Genomic DNA, 18,653 nt, shown 5'->3' with positions numbered 1-18,653 from the left:
TGGGCCGTGCCCACCCTCCAAAGAGAGGTGTTCTTAAAGCGTTCAATCGTTGACTTGGAAGATCGCCTCGATTTCGACGGCGATTCCGCCGGGGAGCGCCCCCACGCCCACTGCGCTTCGGGCCCCTTTACCCGACTCGCCGAAGACCTCGACCATCAGGTCGGAGAAGCCGTTGATCACCTTGGGCTGTTCGGCGAAGTCCGCCGTGCAGTTGACCATGCCCAGCACCTTGATGAGCCGGGCGACCTTATCGAGCGAGCCGAGGTGGGTGCGGACGGTCGCCAGGATTGCCAGACCGGTCTGGCGGGCGGCGGCGTGGCCTCCCGTCACGTCCATATTGTCGCCGACCCTGCCGACGATCAGTGTCCCGTCGGATCGGAGCGGGCCGTGGCCGGAGACGTAGAGCAAGTCGCCGTACCGGGTGGCCGTCACATAGGTGGCCACCGGCTTCGGTGCGGGGGGTAGCTCCAGCTTCAGTTCAGCCAGGCGAGCATCAGCTCCCATGTCGTTCTTCCTATCAAGGTTGCGGCGGATCGACGGACTCTTTGTTATTGACGGAACGGTCCCAAAACTAACCGCTGACCTGCGCCAAATCAACAGGTTCGCCGATTCGTCCGGGTTCCGCGGCCCGAGGTGCGCTCGACCTCTCGCGGTCGCTTGACCCGTTCGCTAGGATAAGAGATGTTTTCCACCGGAGACACTTCGTTTTCGAGATCCTAAAAAAAGGCGGAACCGACCTCGCGATGAGCCGACCCTCGCAACCGTTCACCGTGGCTTTGGTGCAAATGCGGTGCTCGACCGATCCTGACGACAACGTGCGCCGGGCCTGTGAGCGGCTGCGCGAGGCCGCGGAACGCGGCGCCCAGGTCGCTTGCCTGCCCGAGCTCTTTCGCACGCAGTACTTCTGCCAGGTCGAAGACTCCTCGCGGTTCAACCTGGCCGAGCCGATCCCGGGGCCGACGTCGGAGGCCCTCGCGCAAGTCGCTCGCGAGACGGGCATGGTCGTCGTCGGCTCCCTGTTCGAGCGCCGGACGGCCGGGATTTACCACAATACGGCGGTCGTGTTCGACGCCGATGGGTCGATCCGAGGCCGCTACCGCAAGATGCATATCCCGGATGACCCGCTCTATTACGAGAAGTACTACTTCACGCCCGGTGACCTTGGCTTCCAAACGTTCGAGACCAAGGCCGCCCGGGTTGGGACCTTGGTCTGCTGGGACCAGTGGTATCCCGAGGCTGCGCGGCTGACCGCCCTCAAGGGGGCCGAGATCCTCTTCTACCCGACGGCGATCGGCTGGCACCCGGCCGAGAAGGCCGAGTTCGGCGAGGCTCAGGCCAACGCCTGGGAGACCGTCCAGCGGGCGCACGCGATCAGCAATGGCCTGTTCGTCGCGGCCATCAACCGGGTCGGCCACGAAGGGCCGGTTGATGGGGGACTCGAGTTCTGGGGGGGATCGTTCCTGGCAGATCCGTTTGGCCGGGTTCTTGCTCGCGCGGGGCGCGACACCGAGGAAGTTCTGATCGCCTCCTGCGACCCCGGTCTGATGGAGGAAACGCGGCGCAACTGGCCGTTCCTTCGCGACCGCCGCATCGACGCTTACGGTTCCATCACCCAACGTTTTCTCGACGAACTCCCATGAGCACACCGGAAACCGCTGCCCCTGCCCCGACCCCTGCTCAGCTTGGCTACCGGATGCCCGCTGAGTGGGAGCCGCACGAGGCGACCTGGATCGCCTGGCCGCACCACCGCGAGGACTGGCCGGGCAAGTTCGGGCCCGTCCCCTGGGTCTACGTCGAAATCGTGCGCCACCTGAGCCGGTTCGAGCGGGTGAACATCGTGGTCGACGGGCGTCGGATGCGCGACGGCGTTACCGAAAAGCTCGAGGCTCACAGTGTCGACCTCAAGCAGGTCACGTTCGTCAAGGCCCGCACCGACCGAGTCTGGCTCCGCGACTCGGGTCCGACCTTCATCGTCAAAGACAAGGGGCAGGAAGAGGGGGACCGGGTCGGCCTGGTCGACTGGCGGTTCAACGCCTGGGCCAAGTACGACGACCACCGTCACGACAACCGCATCCCCCGTCGGCTGGCCCGACGGCTCGGCCTGAAGCGCTGGACTCCTCGGGTCGAATGTGAAGGGGCCAGCCGCCGCGTTGTCATGGAAGGGGGGGCGATCGACGTCAACGGTCGCGGCAGCCTCCTGGCCACGGAAGAATGCCTCTTGAGCGACGTGCAGGCCCGCAACCCAGGGGTCGACCGGCTGACACTCGAGCGGATCTTTGCCGACTACCTGGCTGCCCGGAACGTCATCTGGCTCAACCAAGGGATCGTGGGCGATGACACGCACGGCCACGTCGACGACCTGGCCCGGTTCGTCGACTCCACAACGGTGGTCACGGTCGTCGAAAGCAAGGTCTCCGACCCGAACTACGAACCCCTCCAAGAGAACCTGCGCCGGCTTCAGGAAGCGCGCGACCAGGACGGCCAGGCTCTTCGCGTTGTCCCCTTGCCCATGCCTGCGCCGGTCCTCTTCGACAACGAACGCCTTCCGGCCAGCTACGCGAATTTCTATATCGCCAACAGCCTCGTGCTGGTGCCGACGTTCAACGACCCTGCCGACCGCGAGGCCCTGAACACCTTGGCCGCGCTCTTCCCCGATCGCGAGGTGGTCGGCATCCACGCCGTCGACCTCGTCCTGGGCCTGGGCACTTTGCACTGCCTCTCGCAGCAGCAACCGGCCGCGCCTGCAGAAGGCTCGTCGTCCTGACGAGAACTTCTTCCCTGTCGGGTCCCTCGACCCGCGGAATCTCTTGATATCAGTGATTCCGAACAAGCCCTGCAACCGTTCCTCAACGGTTGCGTCGCATACCGTTTTACCTCCAGGGTCTTGCCGGCCTCAGCCGGCAGGACCCTGGCCCCATCGATTCCGGCCTCATTGCTGGTCGATAAAAAGCCCTGGGGCCACCTTGAAGAATCGCGACAGGGCCTTGATGTGCTTCACGTTCAACTTCCGTTTGCCCGCCAGGATCTCAGAGACGGTCGAGAGCGGTAGGCTCGCCCCTTGGGACACGCCGGCCTGGTTCACCCCTCTGGCTTCCATCAGGTGAATGAGCATGCCGATTCCGGAGACTTCGCCCATCGGGTGATGGACCTCCTCATATCCTTCAATCAAGGTTCCCAGCACGTCCAAGTAGTCCTCCTCGTCCTTGGTTCGCTTCGCCTGGTCAATCAGCCCATCGACGACCTTGATGGCCCGATCGAGCTGAGCCTCGGAGCGGAGCGGGCGAAGCGGGAAGGCCGCCACAAGTTCCATGTATCGCGTCAGTGGGGCGGTTCGTGTGGCCATCAACTGCTCTCCTTTGGCTTTTTTGGGGGCTTGCTCTTATCTTTGGGGCGATCGGCCTGCCATGTGCCACGATCGTACTCGGCGTGGGTCAGGATCGTTCGAACGTAAACTTTGCCGACCCTCATCATGACGACGGCGATCAGGCGAAACTTGTTGCCACCGATATTGAAGACCGTCAGACTGCCGACCTGATCGGCCGAAGGGTAGTCGGCCCGAACGTCGGCAAAACTGGCCCATCGTGCATCCTTGACCAGCCGATACCACGCATCAAGAGCCGTTTCGGCAGCAGGGTGAGCCTTGGCGAACTCCTTCAGTTTCTTTCGGTTGATGATGTGCATCCTGACTTTCGCCCCGAGCCCTTCCTTCTTACTACGATAAACACGTCATAACTTCGCAGAATCAGAAATCAACGGGAGCGCATTAAGAACTCTTCGCTCGCCTTTCTTGCTCACCTCCCCGTTATCTTGGTGAAGGAGTGGGTCAGCAGGCAGGGATCTCCCGCTCCCCGCTCGCCTCCAAGCGTCTTCGCTCGTCTTGAAAAGCCAGGTCGCGGGCATTTCCTGCAACCAGTCTCTTGACAAACGGGCCGAAAGACGGCAATCTGAGATCTGAATTGAGACTGAATCTCAGTTTCATTAGCTCTCCCTGACTGATTTGGCGTTGGTCCCGCCGATCAGGGTTTCGGGTCCGCAGCCGGTGACGGAACGACGTCGAAGGTGTTGCGCGGCGCGGGGTGAGCGAGCGTTTGTTTGACCGGCTGGCGGGGATGTCGTCAGTCTCTCGAGCATCGAGGATCACGTCTATGAATTTGCATAGAGACATGGCGGATCGTTGCTTCGAGCTCGTCGGGCTCGGGCGGATTGACGAAGCGAGCGAGATGGCGGAGCGAGCCGTCCAGGGGGACCCTGAGGATGGTCGCTTCTGGCAGTTCCTGGGTCTTCTCCGTCATCGGCAGGGGAATTATCCCGGCGCGTGCGCCGCACTGGAGACGGCAAGTCTACTGGTACCGCTCGAGCCGGCCTCGCGGTGTGCGCTGGCCGAATGTCACGCCAGGGCCGGCCGAAAGGGTCTGGCGTGCGACCTCTACCGTCAGCTTGGCCGGGACGAGCGGTGCCCGACCACGCTGCTGGCCGCTGTTGCCGCCGGCCTGGGAAGTCTCGGGGAGAATGAGGCGGCGCTGGCGGCTTGCCGGAAGATCGTCCGGCGCGATCCGGAGCAACACCACGCGCACTTTGGCGTGGCCTTCTACCTCAGGCGGCTCGGCAGACCCCTCCCGTCGGTCATCACGGCCGTCGCCCGGGCCCATGAACTGGCGCCTCAGGTCTCGCTCTACCGGGTCAGCCTTGCCGTGCTGCTCGACCACTCCGGCCAGCGTGAGGAGGCCTGCGACCTGCTTCGCGACGTCGACCCGACCGCCATGCAGTGCCGTTCTTGCCTCCGCAGGGCGATGGCCATTTTTCAGGAAGCCGGTGACTGGGAACGGTTCGAGGCGTTCCGGACCCAGACCGACTCACTCCCGGAACCCGGGCGCCATGATGCGTGACGAGTGATGCATTGATCACGTGAGTTTCACAGCATTTGGCAGACCTCGGGAGGGCGCTTTCCAGCCAGTCTCCAGGAACGCAATTGCCTGGCGAATGTCGCCCACCCAAGTAACCACTGGGAGTTCTACCTCCGATGACCTGTCCCCTTGCGGCCGTTGGCCGCCCCCGCCGTTCCGGTTTCACCTTGATCGAGTTGCTGGTGGTCATCGCCATCATCGCCGTGCTCATTGCCTTGTTGCTGCCCGCCGTTCAGGCCGCCCGCGCGGCGGCCCGCCGGATTTCCTGTACGAACAACATGAAGCAGATCGGCATCGCGATGCACAACTATGCCGATGCGATGGGAGGATTCCCTCCCACTGCGGTGGGAAAGAGCACGCCTAACACGGAGCAGTTCGGCGGCTGGTGCGCCCAGATCCTCGGCTTCATCGAGCAACCGCAAGTCTACGCCGCCTACAACTTCAACCTGGGATTCCATCTCCCAGAGAACCAGACGGCCGTGCGCACCGTGATGTCGGTCTATATTTGTCCGGCCACGCCACGTCCTCCGACCCCCGTGGCCGGGGTCGTCAAATTCACGGGAAGTAACGGGGTTCCCGATATGAGCCTCTCGGCCGCCCCCGGTGACTATTTCACGGCACGTTCCTATGCCGAACCCTGGCTGCCTGCGTCCGCCCGCCTCGAATGGACCGGAGCACTCGACCAGACTGTCCACACGCCGTTCCAATCAATCACCGACGGCCTGTCGAACACGATGTTGGCCTACGAATGCGCGGGCAAGCCCGACTACTACGTTGGTGGCAAATATATCCACGGTTTTCCCACCCCGAGCTCGACTCAGGCGGCCGATCGTTGGTGGTCCCACGGAGCTTGGGCTGGGTTTATGAATATGCGCATCGTCACCTTTCACGGGGGGCAGGACGATAATGAAGGCCCGTGCGTGATCAGCTGCCACAACGGCTGGAATGGGGTCTATTCGTTCCACGCCGCAGGTATCAACGCCCTGGTTTGCGATGGCTCGGTTCGGTTCCTCAAGGAATCGACCGCCAGACCGGTCGTCAGGTCGTTCGTCTCCAAGGCTGGCGGCGAGGTCTTGAGCGCCGATCAGTACTGATCCGAGAGGGGCGCGATCCCAATTAAGGGGAAGACCCGAGCTTACCGATGTCGGGGGTTGCTCCGTACTTATTCTCATCGAGAGACTGGTATCATCATGCCTTGGAAACTTGCTCTCTTGCTGGCCTTCGCTCTTGCAGATAACGTCCTTGCGGCTGTCCCCTTGGTGCGATCGGACCGGAGTGGCGACTGGTCCGACGCCAAGACCTGGGAAGGGGGGCAGGTCCCCGGCCCTGGAACCCGGGTTCAGGTCCGCGAAGGGCACCACGTCCGCTACGACCTGGAATCAGACAAGGTCATTCGCTCGATCCATGTCGCCGGGACTCTTGAGTTTGCGCACGATCGGAATACGCGCCTGGCGGTCGGCCTGATCAAGATTCAGCCGGGGGACGACTCCAGCGAGAACGGTTTCGACTGCGACGCTCACATGCCTCGGCACGCAGACGACCAACCCAAGCCCGCGCTCCTGGTCGGCTTGCCGGACGATCCGATCCCGGCCGGCAAGACTGCCTTAATTCGCCTGGCCTATGTTGAAGGGATGGACCAAGAAACCTGCCCGGCCATCGTCTGCTGTGGCGGCCGGATGGAGTTTCATGGATCCACGCTCAAGCAGACCTGGACGAAGCTGGCCCGCGAGGCCTACCGCAACGAGCCGATCGTTCTGCTCAAAGGCGACGAGATCAGCGACTGGAAAGCGGGTGATCATCTTGTCCTGACCGGCACGACCCGCCAGTTCGGCTACAAGCAGACCCGCACCACCAGCGTCGTCGAACGCCCTTCGACCGAGGAGCGGCTCATCAAAGGCGTGAAGCCCTACGTTGAGCACGGCCTGGTGCTTGTGACGCTCGACAAACCCTTGGATTTCGACCACCGTGCCGAGGGGAACTATAGTGCTGAGGTTGCCAACCTGACGCGCAACGTGATCGTCGAGTCGGCCAATCCGAACGGTGTTCGCGGGCACACGATGTTTCATAAAAACTCGGCCGGTTCCATCTCCTACGCCGAGTTCCGCCACCTCGGCAAGGAAGGGGTGCTCGGCAAGTACAGCCTGCATTTTCACATGCTTGGCGACTCGATGCGCGGGAGCTCGGTGATTGGAGCCTCGATCTGGGACAGCAAGAACCGTTGGATCACCGTCCACGGGACGAGCGACCTGGTTGTTCGCGACTGCGTCGGCTACAAGTCGGTCGGCCACGGCTTCTTCCTCGAGGACGGCACCGAGACTCGCAACCACTTCGACCACAACCTGGCCGTGATGGCGCTTCGGGGCAAGCCGCTTCCCGACCAGGTCCTCCCCTTTGACCGGAACCTCGGCTCCGGCTTCTGGTGGTCCAACAGCCTGAACTCATTCACGAACAACGTGGCGGCCGAGTGCGATCAGGATGGGTTCCGCTTCGACGTTGTGGCCGGCGCTGGGTTTGACCCGAACTTGTCCGTGCTTCAACCCGATGGTACGAAAAAGCGTGTCGATATTCGCACGCTCCCGTTCATCCGGTTCGAGAACAACGAGGCGCACTGTCAGCGGTTCTTCGGCCTGAACCTTGGAGGCTTCAACGACGGCGGTGTACCCGGTTACTCGAGCGGAGCCGTCGAAACCAAGATTGAGGATGTCGACGGCGTTGGCCCCGACATTCGTCATCCGTTCCTGATCCGAAACTTCCGCGCCTGGGATACCCACTGGGCCTTCCATGGCGGATCCCCCAACGTCCGCGCGGACGGGATGGATCTGTACGACTCGCAATACGCCCTCTGGCGGAGCGTAATGGACGGTCATGAATACACGAACTTGAAGATGGACAAGATTATCTCGATGGGCGTGTTCAACCCGCGACCCGGCCGCGCCCAGGGAGGAGACCGAGTCACGTTCCTCCGTCCGGTCGACGACCTGCCCCCTTCGACCGTGATCACTCATCTCTCTCCAGGAGAGTCGAGCGACCGCGTGCGCGTGAAGGGGGTCGCGATCGACGATTACGAGATCAAGAGCGTCATGGTCAACGGCCGCGAGGCCAGGTCGCTCCGGCCCAACTTCGCCGAGTGGGAGGTCGAGCTTGACGCCGCCCCTATGTTCGAGGCCAGGGCGGAGGACGCCGCCGGCAACGTCGAGCAACGGCCGCACATTCTGCGTGCGCCCGCCTCCAAGCCTCATCCGGCCGCCGCGACCATCGAAGGGCACAAACCGTCGGAGCCTTCGTTCTGATCTTGGGACCGTGGGCGGTGCACCCCGCCCACTTTTGACTCGGCCGAGAGTTTGATCCCGTAGGGTGGGCACGGCCCACCATTTCCTTTTGATTTCAAAAGCCTAGATGTCATGGTGGGTTGTGCCCACCCTACGGGAGATCGAGTCAGGATTCTGAAAATTAGTTCAGAATTTCAAGCTTGGGCATCTTGGGAGTCTTGATATTCTGGATGCTGATCTGCGCGGCGAGCTGTTCGACGACGCCCAGCAAGTAGGGGCGAGCCAGGGATCCGGGTGCGAGGGCCTCCTTGATTTTACCCTCGTCGCCGCGCTCGCGGACGTTGATGTTCAAGGGGACTTCGCCCAGGAAGGGGACGCCGAGTTGTTCGGCCTTCTTCCGGGCTCCACCTCGGCCGAAGAGGTACGCGCGTTCGTCCCCCGGCGCTTCGAAGAGGCCGCTCGTTTCGACCAGCTTCCGGGCCTTGGGGCCGCCGCGTTCCAGGAGGTAGGACTGGACGTCGAAGAAGCTCATGTTCTCGATCATCCCGAGCATCGGGACCTTGAGCTGGCGGAACATGGCGACCGCCCGGGTCGCGTCCAGGAGCGCGACTTCTTGCGGCGTGCAGACGACCACGGCCCCGGTCAAAGGGAGTGCCTGCGAGAGGGTCAACGGGACGTCGCCGGTGCCCGGCGGCAGGTCGATGACGAGGTAGTCGAGATCGCCCCAGTCAACCTGGTGGAGGAACTGCTGCATGATCCCGTGGAGCATCGGCCCGCGCATGATCACGGCACGCTCGGGTTCGAGCAGGAAGCCCATCGACATCAGCCGCAGGCCGTTCGCCTCGATCGGCTGGATTCGCTCTCCTTTGGCCATCGGCCGCCCTGTGGCGCCGACCAGGTGGGGGATCGACGGGCCGTAGACGTCGGCGTCCATCAGGCCGACCGTCGAGCCATACGCTTGCAAGCCGTAGGCGATCGCCGCGGCCATCGTCGACTTGCCGACTCCCCCTTTGCCCGAGCCGACCGCGATCACATTCTTGACGCCGGGGATATCCCCTTTCTCGGCGATCCCCTTGCCCCGGACCTCGGCGCCCATTGTGATCGTGACCGCCCAGTCGCTTCCGAGTCGGTTGGCGAGCGCACCGCGGACGTCCGCCTCGATCTTGGCCTTCATCGGGCAGGCAGGCGTCGTCAGGTTCACGGTCAGGGCGACCGTGCCTTCGCCGATCAGGATGTTCTTGATCATGCCGAGATCGACGAGGTCGCGGTGAAGGTCGGGGTCTTGCACCCCTCTCAGGGCGTTGAGCACGTCCTGCTCGGTCAGACTGGAGCTTTTCTTGCCGAACATCGAAAGAGTTCCTCGGTCAGCGAAGCGTGGGTGTTCCGGGGGCGTTGATTCAAGAAAATAGAGTCAGGGGCGGGGCCAGGTTGGACCGGGCCGCGCTGGAGTCAAATAAGGGGCCAGCCAGTTCCAGGGTTCGGGCTCCGGCTCTGGCTTGCGGGCGCTCGACCAGCCATCGGCCTCGGTCCGTCGCTGGGCCAGGACGATCCAGCGCTCGAGTAACCGAGCCACCGTGGGGGGGGTGACGACTCCGGAATAAACGTGCGTGGCTCCCAGTTCACGGGCCAAGAGGGCCACATCGTCATGTGCACCAGGGTCGAGCACCAGGATCAGGGCCGAAGGTGCCGTTCGGGTCGCCCGCTCCAGGTCGTCGAGCCCGGCCCGAGGTCGCCGCTCCAGGTCGATCACCAGAATCGGGCAGGCAGTCCCGGCCAGCGCTCCCTCCAGATCAGCCCGCGACCGCGATTCCATCAGCCGGATTGGCCAGGCCACAAGCCTCGGCCGCAGTTGCCGGGTCCAACTCCCTAACCGCTCATGGATGATCAGCGGCAGACTTGCCAAGAGCGCAATCACTCCCCGACAAAAAGAAAAGGTTGAGATGATCCCCAAGTCCTGACCGTTTTCCAGGCGGGTGGTCCCTTTGAGCGCGTGAGGCTCGACACCTTCAACCAAGGTGGCGTCATCGGCGACCTGCCTCTTGAGAACGGCGCAGCCCCATTGAGTGATTTTATCAGCTTGGACCCGTCGCGGCGAGGGTTGAACCGTTTCGTTTGGCGGCGGTTTCGCTTGAACGGTTCGGGGACCAAGGTAGAATTGGAATGGAAATCGCAAGAGAGATTTCGCGCGCTGAGTGCTTGAACCGCGAGAGAGGTCAGTCCCGACCATGCCCGACCGCGATTATTATGAAGTCCTTGGGGTGGCCCGCGACGCTTCGGCCGACGCGATCAAGAAGGCGTATCGAACACAGGCAAGAAAGTATCACCCGGACGTCAACCCCGGTGACAAAAAGGCCGAGTCACGCTTCAAAGAGGTGCAGCAGGCTTACGACATCTTGTCGGATCCCGAGAAACGCGCCCTCTATAATAATTACGGCAATGCGGCGTTCGAGGGAGCCACGGCGGGCCCAAGGGCGGGAGCTCACGAATGGACGGCCCACCAGGCGGGGCCGGGGTCGGGGTATGACCAGTCATTCGACTTCAACGACTTTTTCGGCCCCGGTGGTGCGGCGGGGGCTGCCGAAGGGGACCAAGGGGGGGGCGGGATCTTCGAGGAACTGCTCGGCCGGATGCGCGGCGGGCGGGGCCGGCAGCAGCGGCCTACGGGACCTCGGCCCGGTCGGAACGTCGAGGCGCATCTGACGATCCCCTTCATCACTGCTATCCGAGGCGGTGAGACCAAATTCGACATCGAGCGGGAGGATGGTAAACGCGAGACTCTTGCCGTCAAGGTTCCGCCCGGCATCGAGTCCGGGGCCAAGCTCCGGCTCCGCGGTCAGGGGGAGCCGGGTGAGCAGGGAGGTCCGCGTGGCGACCTGACGATCCACGTCACCGTCGAGCCCCATCCCTACTTCACACGCGACGGTCGCAACCTCTCGGTCGACGTGCCGATCTCGGTCTCCGAGGCCATCCTGGGTGCCAAGATCGAGGTGCCCACGCTCGACGGGACGAAGTCACTGCCCATTCCGCCGGGCACTTCGAGTGGCCAGAAGCTTCGGCTTCGCGGCCAGGGGGTTCCCGAGGCGGGGGGGAAGCCTGCGGGGGACTTGTTCCTCATCGCCAAGATTGCCGTTCCGAAGAAGGTCGACGAGACCAGCCAACGCCTTATCCAAGAGTTCGCCGAACGGAATCCGCTCAACCCGCGTGAAGGGATCTGGTGATCTCAACCGGGGGAAACCGAACCGAACCAGACTAACGGATCGGGGCCTTCGACCAACCATGATACCGACAATTCGCATAATCCCCCGTGACGTGGTGGCCGAGAAGCTTGCGATCGCTCCGGCGGTCCTCATTCGATACGAGGACCGGGGACTGGTCCATGCGGTTCGTGAGGGTGATGTCGAGGGGTATAGTCCGACCGAAGTTCGCCGGATCTGGACCATCCTCAGCTTTCAACGCGACCTCGGAATTAACCTCGCGGGGGTTGAGACGATCCTCAAGCTCCGCGACCAGATGGCCCAGGTTCATCGTCGGCTCGACTCTTTTACCCGTGAACTCCGGGATCTGATCGAGCGAGATTCTGGATCCGACTTCGACTCCGGCTCTGATGTTGAGACTGATGCCTGAACCTCCCCCCAGCCGATTGAGTCGTCTTTTGAAGGAGCATCCGCGCGAGCGTCCGCGGTTTGCCCGGGCTGTGGCCAGCCTGCTGGGCGCTGGGGTCGTCGCGTTGGGCGCGATGGGTTTTCTGGTCGTCTGGCACTTGGTCCGCCGCGGCCGTTTGATTCGCGAGGGCCTCTCCCCTCCGCGCAAGGTTTCCCTGCCCGATATCGAACCGACCAAGCCTAGGCCCGACGCCGTTGAGGAACGAGGATCAGGACCGTCATGACCCCGCCTGTGCTACCGCCTGCGACCTCGACCCCATCGGCGACCTTTCGACCGTATGAGCGCCTGAACAACCCTGCGGATTTCCGACGTGCCTTTGAACGCAAACGTTCGGCCTCCGACAGTAGGATGGTCGTCCACGGCGTTGAGAACGGCCGCGATTATTCCCGGTTGGGGATCTCCGTGGGTCGGAAGCGAATCCGCTCGGCCGCCGCGCGCAACGTGGTCAAGCGCGCCATTCGTGAAGCGTTCCGCCTGAGCAAGGCCGAACTTCCTCCCGGGCTCGACCTGGTGGTCGTTCCGCGCGGCCCCGGCTTGACTGTCGCCGAGGCGAGGCGAACCCTGCCCGGCCTGGCCCAGGCCGTCGCGCGACGTGTCGGTCTCAAGGTGGCGAAAGCACCGTGATGAAGCTCGTCACACCGCTCTGGCGATGGCCTGCCCAGGCCCTCGCCGGACTTTTGATCCTGGCCATCCAGATCTACCAGAAGACTCTGAGTCCCCTGTTCGGCCCCGCCTGTCGCTTTGAACCCAGTTGCAGCCGCTACATGATCGGGGCCTTGCGCAAGTACGGCTTGATCGTAGGGGTCTGGAAGGGGATCGGCCGAGTCTTGCGCTGTCACCCCTGGCATCCAGGGGGCTATGATCCTCCTTGAGAGGATCGGGACCGCTCGTCTGTGCGAGCGAAGGGCAAAACAGGTGACCGAGCTCACCGGGCCTGGAGGGCTTGGTGAAGGTCTTTCCAGAGGTCGTCAGGGTCTTCCAGGCCGATGGAGAGGCGGATGAGGCCCGGGGTAATTCCTTGGCGGGCCCATTGTTCGGCGGACTGGCCCCGGTGGCTGGTGGTGGCCGGATGGCTGAGGGTGGTCGCCACGTCGCCGAGGCTGGGGGCGAACGGAATGTGCTGCAAGGCTCGGATGAAGGAGTCGGCCCGGCCGCGTTCCTTGAGGTCGATCGTCAGGATCGTGCCGAAGCCTCCTTGGAGCAGGCGGGCCGCACGGACATGATCGGGATGGTCGGCCAGTCCTGGATAGTGGACGGCCGCGACATCCCTGGCGCCGGCCAGACGCTCGGCCAGGGCCAGGGCGGTTGCACAGGCACGCGCCGATCTCAGGGCAAGGGTCGCGACGCCGCGCAGGGCGAGCCAGCTCTCGAACGGGTTCCCGGAAAGGCCGAAGGTCGAGGCCACGGTGGAGACCCGGCCGATCAGGTCGCTCGAACCGGCGAGCAGGCCGAGGGTCAGGTCGCTATGGCCGCCGATCAGCTTGGTCGCCGAGTGCGTGACAACCTTGGCGCCGAGCTCCAACGGGCGGCAGAGCAGTGGCGCGAACGTGTGGTCGATCACAAGAGGCGCATTGGCCGCGTCGGCGACTTCGGCCAGGCCTTTGATGTCGGCCAGTCGGACCAGGGGGTTCGAGAGGGTCTCGGCGAAAACGAGCCGGGTCTTCGGACCGATTACCGCGCGGAGCGAATTGGGGCAGGTGGCGTCGAACGTCCGGTGTCCGATATCGAACCGCGCGAGCTCGCGACCGACCAGGGCGACCGTCCGGCCGTACAGACCTTCTGAGAGGGCCACCTCATCCCCGGGGCCGAGCAAGGTCAAGAGCAGGGCCGCCTCGGCCCCCATGCCTGAGGCGCAAACCAAGGCTGCCTCGGCCCCTTCCAGCGTGGCGACTTTCGAGGCCAGTCGCACGGCGTTGGGATGCCCGTCCCGCGCATAGATGAAGCCGGGCTCGCGCCCTTCGTAGAGCGCATCGACCTGGTCGAGCCCCTCGATCCGATAGACCGCGCTCAGCTCGATCGGCGGGACCAAAGGACGAGTTCGCGAGGGCGGTTCCTCGCCAGGCCGCGCGCAGGTCGTCGAATCATCGGGAGGCTGATGAGGCGAGGGCATTGGGTTTGGTCCTGGGTGATCCTGGGCTCGGCCAATGCGCGGCGCAAAAAATTTTCCCGTCTAAAAGGTGGGGCGCTGCCAGGGGCCTGCTCGAATTAGCTGGCGCTGCTGGCTGCGCTGCCGCCTTTGCGGTGGAATCGGGCGGCGACGCCGAGCAAGGCGATCATTTCGCCCAGGCTGCGGAGGGCGCCTCGGAGGTTGCCGGCGGCTCGTGCCTCCCCCTCCTGACGGCGGTGCTGGGCGAACTGGGTCCAGTCGAGCGACCAGGCCTGCTCGATGGCGTGTGCCTGGATTTTGCGGGTCAACTCGGAGAAGCGATCGATCACCTCGAGGGTGATCGGGCATTCGGCGGAGCGATAGGGGTGGTCGGCGACGAGTTCGACGGCCGGCGTGCGTCCCTTGAACATTTTCGCCAGGGTGCTCTTCCAGTTCCCTCGCTTCTTACCGTTGGGTGTTTCGGTGTGGGCGGGGGTGGTCGACAGGTCGTCGGCGGTATCGGGCTCGACCCAGGGGCCGACGCGGAGGACGAGCACCGTGACGTTATCGTGGCCGCCGCGCAAGTTAGCGAGGCTGACCAGATAGCGGCAGGCGTCCTTGGGATGGAAGTTGGCCGCGAAGACGCCGAGCTCGGGGTCGGTGACCGGGCCTGACAGACCGTCGGAGCAGAGCAGGTAAACGTCGTTGGGCTCGACGGCCAAAGGGCCTTCGATGTCCACCTCGACGTTGGGGTCGGGGCCCAGGCTCCGCGTGATTACGTTTTTCGGGACGGCAACGTTCGCGTGCTCGGAGGAGAGATGATTGCGCCTGACGAGTTCCCAGACCAAGCTGTGGTCGAAGGAGAGCTGGTCGATCCGGCCGTTGCGGATCCGATAGACTCGGGAGTCTCCCACGTGCGCGATCAAGGCCCCTTGGGGGAGGAGCAGGAGCGTCGAGCAAGTGGTTCCCATCCCCTGGAAGTCGCGATTGGCGGTGGCCCGGCTATGGATCAGCGTGCCGACTTCGCGGTAGGCCTTGGTGATCGCCTCGGACGGGGTGGTGGTCTTGGTCTTGGTGTAGTTGTGGGGGATGTTGTCGCAGGCCATTTTACTGGCCAGCTCACCGACGGCGTGCGCTCCCATGCCGTCGGCCACCATATACAGGTGCCCGCGCTGGCGCCAGACCTCGGCGGTCGAGGCGCGGACCACGGAGTGGCTGTCTTGGTTATTCGATCGACGCATCCCAGTATCGGTTGCGGCGGCGTCGGTGATGATGTCGTCCCAGTTCACGACCCGGCCTTGTGTCTATATACGCCTGCGACCTTGGAGACCACACCCGACCTAACCTTAGGTCAATGTGAGGAAGCAGGACTCGCATCTTGAGAAAGCCATAAGCAATACCGAGGACTCAAGCCAGAAAATGCGAGATCCAGAGTGATCGACCTACCGGCTAACGGCATCCGAAGCGGTTTTTCTTTCCTCTTCGGTTCGTGGTGTCGTCTCCCGCCGCATGGGGCATTGTAACGCTCGCACGAATGTCGCAAAGAGAAAAACCGTCAGACCCGTCAATCGAAACAATCTTACCTGACGGTGTCAATGACTGCGAGAGGGGTTGCCAACAGTGGTGGATTCTTGAAAATCGATTGCCAATGACTAACGGGCAACGAATCGGAGACAGGCGGGGGGCCCGTTTCGTTGCGCGGTATCGGGCATCTTCCACCGGATAGTCATGAGTCATTACTTCGGGTATCGTGGGTTTGTGACCGGAGAAATCGGAATCAATTTCCCAAAAGGAGGGATTTCGGCAACCGGCACGAATTATTTGGCAGGCCAGCACGGCACGCGCGGCGGGAACCTCGCCCGCGCGCCACGGGCCTTTGCCATTTCGAGGGCGCCTCGCGTCCGCCTCGAATCGATTGTGTGGAAACTCTCTCGGCGTGGCGGGTTACGCAGACCGGGCACGTCCGACCTGACGGAACTTCTTCTCGGGACGCGCCCCACCTCATGACTTCCACCCTTCGTCTCCCGGAACTTGGGTTCACCAAGTTTACGCTGGCCAACGGCCTCGATGTGATTGTGCGACGCCAGGGCCCGTTACCCTTGGTGGCCGCGAACCTCTGGTATCACGTCGGTTCCAAGAACGAGGAACGGCGTCAGCGCGGATTTGCGCACCTGTTCGAACACCTGATGTTCGAAGGGTCCGAGCACTATCCCGGCGACTTCTTCAAGCCGCTCCAGCGCCTGGGGGCGAGCATCAACGGCTCGACCTCGACCGATCGGACGAATTACTTCGTCGACCTCCCGGCCGCTCACCTCGAGCTCGCCCTGGCGATGGAGTCGGACCGGATGGGCAACTTGATCCCGGCGTTAACCGAGGAGAAGCTCCGCGTTCAGAAGGACGTCGTCAAGAACGAGTATCGTCAGAATTACGCGAACCGCCCCTACGGCATGGTTTGGCGGATTTTGGCCGAGGCCCTCTATCCTCCTGGGCATCCTTATAGCTGGATGACCATCGGTGTGATGGAAGAAGTCGAGGCCGCCACCCGCGAGGATGTTGAGGCCTTCTTCCACCGCTTCTATGTGCCGAGCAACGCCAGCCTCTGCCTGGTGGGCGACCTCGATGAGGATCGGGCTCGGACACTGGCCGAACGCTACTTCGGCCCTCTCCCCGGCGGAACGAAGGCGTTGAGGCCCTGGACACCCCCCGTGGAGTTGACTCGGAGTGAGGAGATTCTCCTCTACGAACGCGTTGAGCTCGACCGGTATTACGAAGTCTGGCCGACCGTCGCCCACTTCGAGGGGGATGACGCTCCACTCGTCCTTTTGGCGGATATCTTGTCGCGCGGCAAGTCGAGCCGTTTGTACCGCAAGCTGGTGGTCGAAACCGGCTTAGCCCAGGACGTGACGGCCTATCAGTCGAGCCGCGAGCTCGCCGGATCGTTTGGCGCGGTCGTCACGCTCCGCCCCGGGGAGTCGTGGGAGAAGGCGCGTGCCTTGTTCCACGCCGAACTCACCCACCTCGCTGAATATGGCCTCGAAGCGGGTGAGCTCGAGCGGGTCAAGAACGGGCGGCTGGCCGGCTACGTTTACGCGATGGACAACATCGGTGGCTTCGGCGGCGTGGCTGACCGGCTCAACGCCTACAACATCTATCGCAACGACCCAGGGTGGATGGCCGCCGACCTGGAACGATTCCAGGCCACGACGGCCGAGGCGATCGTGAGCGTTGCGCGGCGGCACCTGGTCGACCGCCCCACGGTCCGGCTCACGGTTCTCGGCAAGAAGGAGACGACGACTGTCCCCCCCTTGGACCGTTCCCTCAAGCCGGTCAGCGCGGCGGCGGTTCCCTTCCGGGCCCCGCGCCCCGAGATGACGGTGCTCCGCTGCGGCTTGCCGCTCTGGGTGATCCCCCGGCGCGACCTGCCGATCGTCGCCGCGACCATCGCCCTGGGGGGAGGCGCGGGGATGCACCCGCCCGACTCCGCCGGCCTGGCCGAGCTCACGACCGCGATGATGGACGAGGGGACCACCTCACGCTCCTCGATCGACCTGGCCCGCGCGGCCGAGGAGATGGGGACGAGCCTCTCGACCAGTTGCGGTTGGGACGGAGCCTACGTCGGATTTCAGAGCCTGACCCCGCACTGGCTCACCAGCCTCGACCTGGCGGTGGACGTCTTGCGGAACCCGACCTTCCCGGAGTCGGAGTGGACGCGAATTCACGGCCAGACCCTGGCCGGGCTCAAGGCCGAGCGCGACAGCGCCGAGGCCCGCGCGCACCGGGGCTTGCTCCGGGCCCTCTACCCGCCTGACCACGCCTACCGACTGCCGATCGACGGTGAGGAAGCCATCGTCGCCCGACTGACCCGCGACGACGTCCGCAGGTTCCACGAGCAATTCCACGGCCCGAACCGAGCAGCCTGCATCGTGGCCGGTGACGTCGATCCCGCCGAAGTCGCCCGGGCGCTCGACGATCGCCTGTCCGGTTGGTCAGGCCCGGAAGTGTCCCCCCTTACCCTCGCTTCCCCTGCGCGAGGTCAGAAGCCGCGGATCCTCCTGCTCGATAAGCCCGGAGCGCCTCAGGCGGTCGTCCGGGTCGGCCATGTGGGCTTGCCCCGTCTCGATCCCGACTTTACCGACGTGCTCGTCCTGAACCAGATTCTGGGGGGCCAGTTCACGTCGCGCCTGAACGCCAAGCTCCGCGAGGAGAAAGGGTTCACCTACGGCGTCCGCAGTCACTTCGACTGCCGGCGCAGCGCGGGCCCGTTTTTTGTCGGCGCCAGCCTCCAGACCGACCGGCTCGCCGAGGCCCTGGTCGACCTCCGCGCTGAGATCGAGGCCCTGGTGGGCGACCGGCCGCCGACCGCCACGGAACTCGACGACGCCCGCCGCGCCTTGATCGAGGGGCAGGCTCGCCAGTTCGAGACCCCCGCGGCCCTGGTCTCGCGCTACGCGGGCCTGTTCATTCACGGACTCCCCGCCGACCACCATGCCCAGTTCGCCGAGCGTCTGGGAGCGGTGACCGTCGACTCCTTGGCCGCCACCGCCCGCCGTCAGATCGATCCGAACGCCCTGGCGGCCGTCGTGGTCGCCGACGCCTCGGTCGTGCTCGGGCCGCTTCGTGACCTCGGTTGGTGTGAGGTTGAGGTTGACGCCGGCTGATCAATGCCCCGAGTTCGAATTGAGCATTCCCGCGAATTCACCCTTGGCGTGCTCGTACGCAACGGTATGATCG

18 protein-coding genes are annotated in these 18,653 nt (G+C 63.9%); 11 read left to right on the top strand and 7 right to left on the bottom strand.

Annotated elements, in window-relative coordinates; translation table 11 throughout:
- Positions 1-42: 42 nt before the first annotated feature.
- On the bottom strand, positions 43-504 hold the full coding sequence (locus SINAC_RS17420) for a RidA family protein (protein WP_015246943.1): 462 nt from the start codon (positions 502-504) through the stop codon (positions 43-45).
- A 239-nt stretch (positions 505-743) separates the two neighbouring features.
- Here SINAC_RS17420 and SINAC_RS17415 point away from each other — a divergent pair, with 239 nt between their 5' ends.
- The gene (locus SINAC_RS17415; RefSeq protein WP_015246942.1) at positions 744-1,640 is read left to right on the top strand and encodes a carbon-nitrogen hydrolase; all 897 of its coding nucleotides are present in this window, start codon (positions 744-746) and stop codon (positions 1,638-1,640) included.
- Positions 1,637-2,764 carry an agmatine deiminase family protein gene (locus tag SINAC_RS17410; RefSeq protein WP_015246941.1) on the top strand — a complete coding sequence of 376 codons (1,128 nt, stop codon included), beginning with the start codon at positions 1,637-1,639 and terminating at the stop codon, positions 2,762-2,764. Before SINAC_RS17415 ends, SINAC_RS17410 begins: the two co-directional genes overlap by 4 nt.
- 165 nt (positions 2,765-2,929) lie before the next feature.
- Here SINAC_RS17410 and SINAC_RS17405 read toward each other — a convergent pair whose 3' ends face one another.
- Together SINAC_RS17405 and SINAC_RS17400 are read right to left on the bottom strand one after the other, a co-directional pair.
- Positions 2,930-3,343, bottom strand: a complete 414-nt coding sequence (locus SINAC_RS17405) for a helix-turn-helix domain-containing protein (protein ID WP_015246940.1) — start codon at positions 3,341-3,343, stop codon at positions 2,930-2,932.
- Positions 3,343-3,681 (bottom strand): type II toxin-antitoxin system HigB family toxin, encoded by a 339-nt coding sequence (locus tag SINAC_RS17400; protein WP_015246939.1) that lies wholly within the window; start codon positions 3,679-3,681, stop codon positions 3,343-3,345. The genes SINAC_RS17405 and SINAC_RS17400 overlap by 1 nt, the downstream gene beginning before the upstream one ends.
- 464 nt (positions 3,682-4,145) lie before the next feature.
- Between SINAC_RS17400 and SINAC_RS17395 the strand changes: the two genes are divergently transcribed.
- The 3 genes from SINAC_RS17395 (at position 4,146) to SINAC_RS17385 (ending at position 8,194) form a co-directional block, all read left to right on the top strand.
- Positions 4,146-4,886 (top strand): tetratricopeptide repeat protein, encoded by a 741-nt coding sequence (locus SINAC_RS17395; RefSeq protein WP_015246937.1) that lies wholly within the window; start codon positions 4,146-4,148, stop codon positions 4,884-4,886.
- 134 nt (positions 4,887-5,020) lie between these two features.
- Positions 5,021-5,998: a DUF1559 domain-containing protein gene (locus SINAC_RS17390; RefSeq protein ID WP_015246936.1), complete on the top strand. Its 978-nt coding sequence runs from the start codon at positions 5,021-5,023 to the stop codon at positions 5,996-5,998.
- Positions 5,999-6,094: 96 nt separating this feature from the next.
- Positions 6,095-8,194, top strand: coding sequence for a G8 domain-containing protein (locus tag SINAC_RS17385; RefSeq protein ID WP_015246935.1), 2,100 nt, complete (start codon positions 6,095-6,097; stop codon positions 8,192-8,194).
- Between the two features lie 160 nt (positions 8,195-8,354).
- Here the strand turns inward: SINAC_RS17385 and SINAC_RS17380 are convergent, their stop codons facing one another.
- The gene (locus SINAC_RS17380) at positions 8,355-9,521 is read right to left on the bottom strand and encodes an Mrp/NBP35 family ATP-binding protein (RefSeq protein WP_015246934.1); all 1,167 of its coding nucleotides are present in this window, start codon (positions 9,519-9,521) and stop codon (positions 8,355-8,357) included.
- Between the two features lie 63 nt (positions 9,522-9,584).
- Complete coding sequence (locus SINAC_RS39930; protein WP_154673667.1) at positions 9,585-10,076, bottom strand: hypothetical protein; 492 nt, start codon at positions 10,074-10,076, stop codon at positions 9,585-9,587.
- 322 nt (positions 10,077-10,398) lie between these two features.
- Here SINAC_RS39930 and SINAC_RS17370 point away from each other — a divergent pair, with 322 nt between their 5' ends.
- The 5 genes from SINAC_RS17370 to yidD are packed head-to-tail and all read left to right on the top strand — an operon-like array spanning position 10,399 to position 12,708.
- Entirely contained in the window at positions 10,399-11,391 is a 993-nt protein-coding gene (locus SINAC_RS17370) for a DnaJ C-terminal domain-containing protein (RefSeq protein ID WP_015246932.1), read from the top strand.
- A gap of 58 nt (positions 11,392-11,449) precedes the next feature.
- Positions 11,450-11,797 (top strand): chaperone modulator CbpM, encoded by a 348-nt coding sequence (locus SINAC_RS17365; RefSeq protein ID WP_015246931.1) that lies wholly within the window; start codon positions 11,450-11,452, stop codon positions 11,795-11,797.
- A complete protein-coding gene (locus SINAC_RS17360) occupies positions 11,790-12,059 on the top strand; it encodes a hypothetical protein (protein ID WP_154673668.1) in 270 nt (89 codons plus the stop codon). Before SINAC_RS17365 ends, SINAC_RS17360 begins: the two co-directional genes overlap by 8 nt.
- Positions 12,056-12,460 carry a ribonuclease P protein component gene (gene rnpA / locus SINAC_RS17355; protein WP_015246929.1) on the top strand — a complete coding sequence of 135 codons (405 nt, stop codon included), beginning with the start codon at positions 12,056-12,058 and terminating at the stop codon, positions 12,458-12,460. Before SINAC_RS17360 ends, rnpA begins: the two co-directional genes overlap by 4 nt.
- Positions 12,460-12,708 (top strand): membrane protein insertion efficiency factor YidD, encoded by a 249-nt coding sequence (yidD, locus tag SINAC_RS17350; RefSeq protein WP_015246928.1) that lies wholly within the window; start codon positions 12,460-12,462, stop codon positions 12,706-12,708. The genes rnpA and yidD overlap by 1 nt, the downstream gene beginning before the upstream one ends.
- Before the next feature lie 53 nt (positions 12,709-12,761).
- On the opposite strand, the gene SINAC_RS17345 is transcribed toward yidD, so the two are convergent.
- Together SINAC_RS17345 and SINAC_RS17340 are read right to left on the bottom strand one after the other, a co-directional pair.
- Complete coding sequence (locus tag SINAC_RS17345; RefSeq protein WP_015246927.1) at positions 12,762-13,946, bottom strand: trans-sulfuration enzyme family protein; 1,185 nt, start codon at positions 13,944-13,946, stop codon at positions 12,762-12,764.
- A 95-nt stretch (positions 13,947-14,041) separates the two neighbouring features.
- On the bottom strand, positions 14,042-15,211 hold the full coding sequence (locus SINAC_RS17340; protein WP_015246926.1) for a PP2C family protein-serine/threonine phosphatase: 1,170 nt from the start codon (positions 15,209-15,211) through the stop codon (positions 14,042-14,044).
- A 714-nt stretch (positions 15,212-15,925) separates the two neighbouring features.
- On the opposite strand from SINAC_RS17340, the gene SINAC_RS17335 reads away from it, so the two are divergent.
- A complete protein-coding gene (locus SINAC_RS17335) occupies positions 15,926-18,580 on the top strand; it encodes a M16 family metallopeptidase (RefSeq protein ID WP_015246924.1) in 2,655 nt (884 codons plus the stop codon).
- The last annotated feature ends 73 nt before the right edge of the window (positions 18,581-18,653 follow it).

Origin of the sequence: Singulisphaera acidiphila DSM 18658 (assembly GCF_000242455.2) — a bacterium.
Classification (GTDB): Bacteria; Planctomycetota; Planctomycetia; order Isosphaerales; family Isosphaeraceae; genus Singulisphaera; species Singulisphaera acidiphila.
This window is presented reverse-complemented; position numbering and strand designations above follow the sequence as displayed.

Bases quoted from the DNA above. Each gene is read 5' to 3' on its own strand.
- rnpA (WP_015246929.1), top strand. From the start codon at position 12,056: ATGACCCCGCCTGTGCTACCGCCTGCGACCTCGACCCCATCGGCGACC.
- SINAC_RS17390 (WP_015246936.1), top strand. From the start codon at position 5,021: ATGACCTGTCCCCTTGCGGCCGTTGGCCGCCCCCGCCGTTCCGGTTTC.
- SINAC_RS17360 (WP_154673668.1), top strand. From the start codon at position 11,790: ATGCCTGAACCTCCCCCCAGCCGATTGAGTCGTCTTTTGAAGGAGCAT.
- SINAC_RS17370 (WP_015246932.1), top strand. From the start codon at position 10,399: ATGCCCGACCGCGATTATTATGAAGTCCTTGGGGTGGCCCGCGACGCT.
- SINAC_RS17405 (WP_015246940.1), bottom strand. From the start codon at position 3,343: ATGGCCACACGAACCGCCCCACTGACGCGATACATGGAACTTGTGGCG.
- SINAC_RS17380 (WP_015246934.1), bottom strand. From the start codon at position 9,521: ATGTTCGGCAAGAAAAGCTCCAGTCTGACCGAGCAGGACGTGCTCAAC.
- SINAC_RS17365 (WP_015246931.1), top strand. From the start codon at position 11,450: ATGATACCGACAATTCGCATAATCCCCCGTGACGTGGTGGCCGAGAAG.
- SINAC_RS17385 (WP_015246935.1), top strand. From the start codon at position 6,095: ATGCCTTGGAAACTTGCTCTCTTGCTGGCCTTCGCTCTTGCAGATAAC.
- SINAC_RS17415 (WP_015246942.1), top strand. From the start codon at position 744: ATGAGCCGACCCTCGCAACCGTTCACCGTGGCTTTGGTGCAAATGCGG.
- SINAC_RS17335 (WP_015246924.1), top strand. From the start codon at position 15,926: ATGACTTCCACCCTTCGTCTCCCGGAACTTGGGTTCACCAAGTTTACG.
- yidD (WP_015246928.1), top strand. From the start codon at position 12,460: ATGAAGCTCGTCACACCGCTCTGGCGATGGCCTGCCCAGGCCCTCGCC.
- SINAC_RS17410 (WP_015246941.1), top strand. From the start codon at position 1,637: ATGAGCACACCGGAAACCGCTGCCCCTGCCCCGACCCCTGCTCAGCTT.
- SINAC_RS17395 (WP_015246937.1), top strand. From the start codon at position 4,146: ATGAATTTGCATAGAGACATGGCGGATCGTTGCTTCGAGCTCGTCGGG.
- SINAC_RS17345 (WP_015246927.1), bottom strand. From the start codon at position 13,946: ATGCCCTCGCCTCATCAGCCTCCCGATGATTCGACGACCTGCGCGCGG.
- SINAC_RS17400 (WP_015246939.1), bottom strand. From the start codon at position 3,681: ATGCACATCATCAACCGAAAGAAACTGAAGGAGTTCGCCAAGGCTCAC.
- SINAC_RS17420 (WP_015246943.1), bottom strand. From the start codon at position 504: ATGGGAGCTGATGCTCGCCTGGCTGAACTGAAGCTGGAGCTACCCCCC.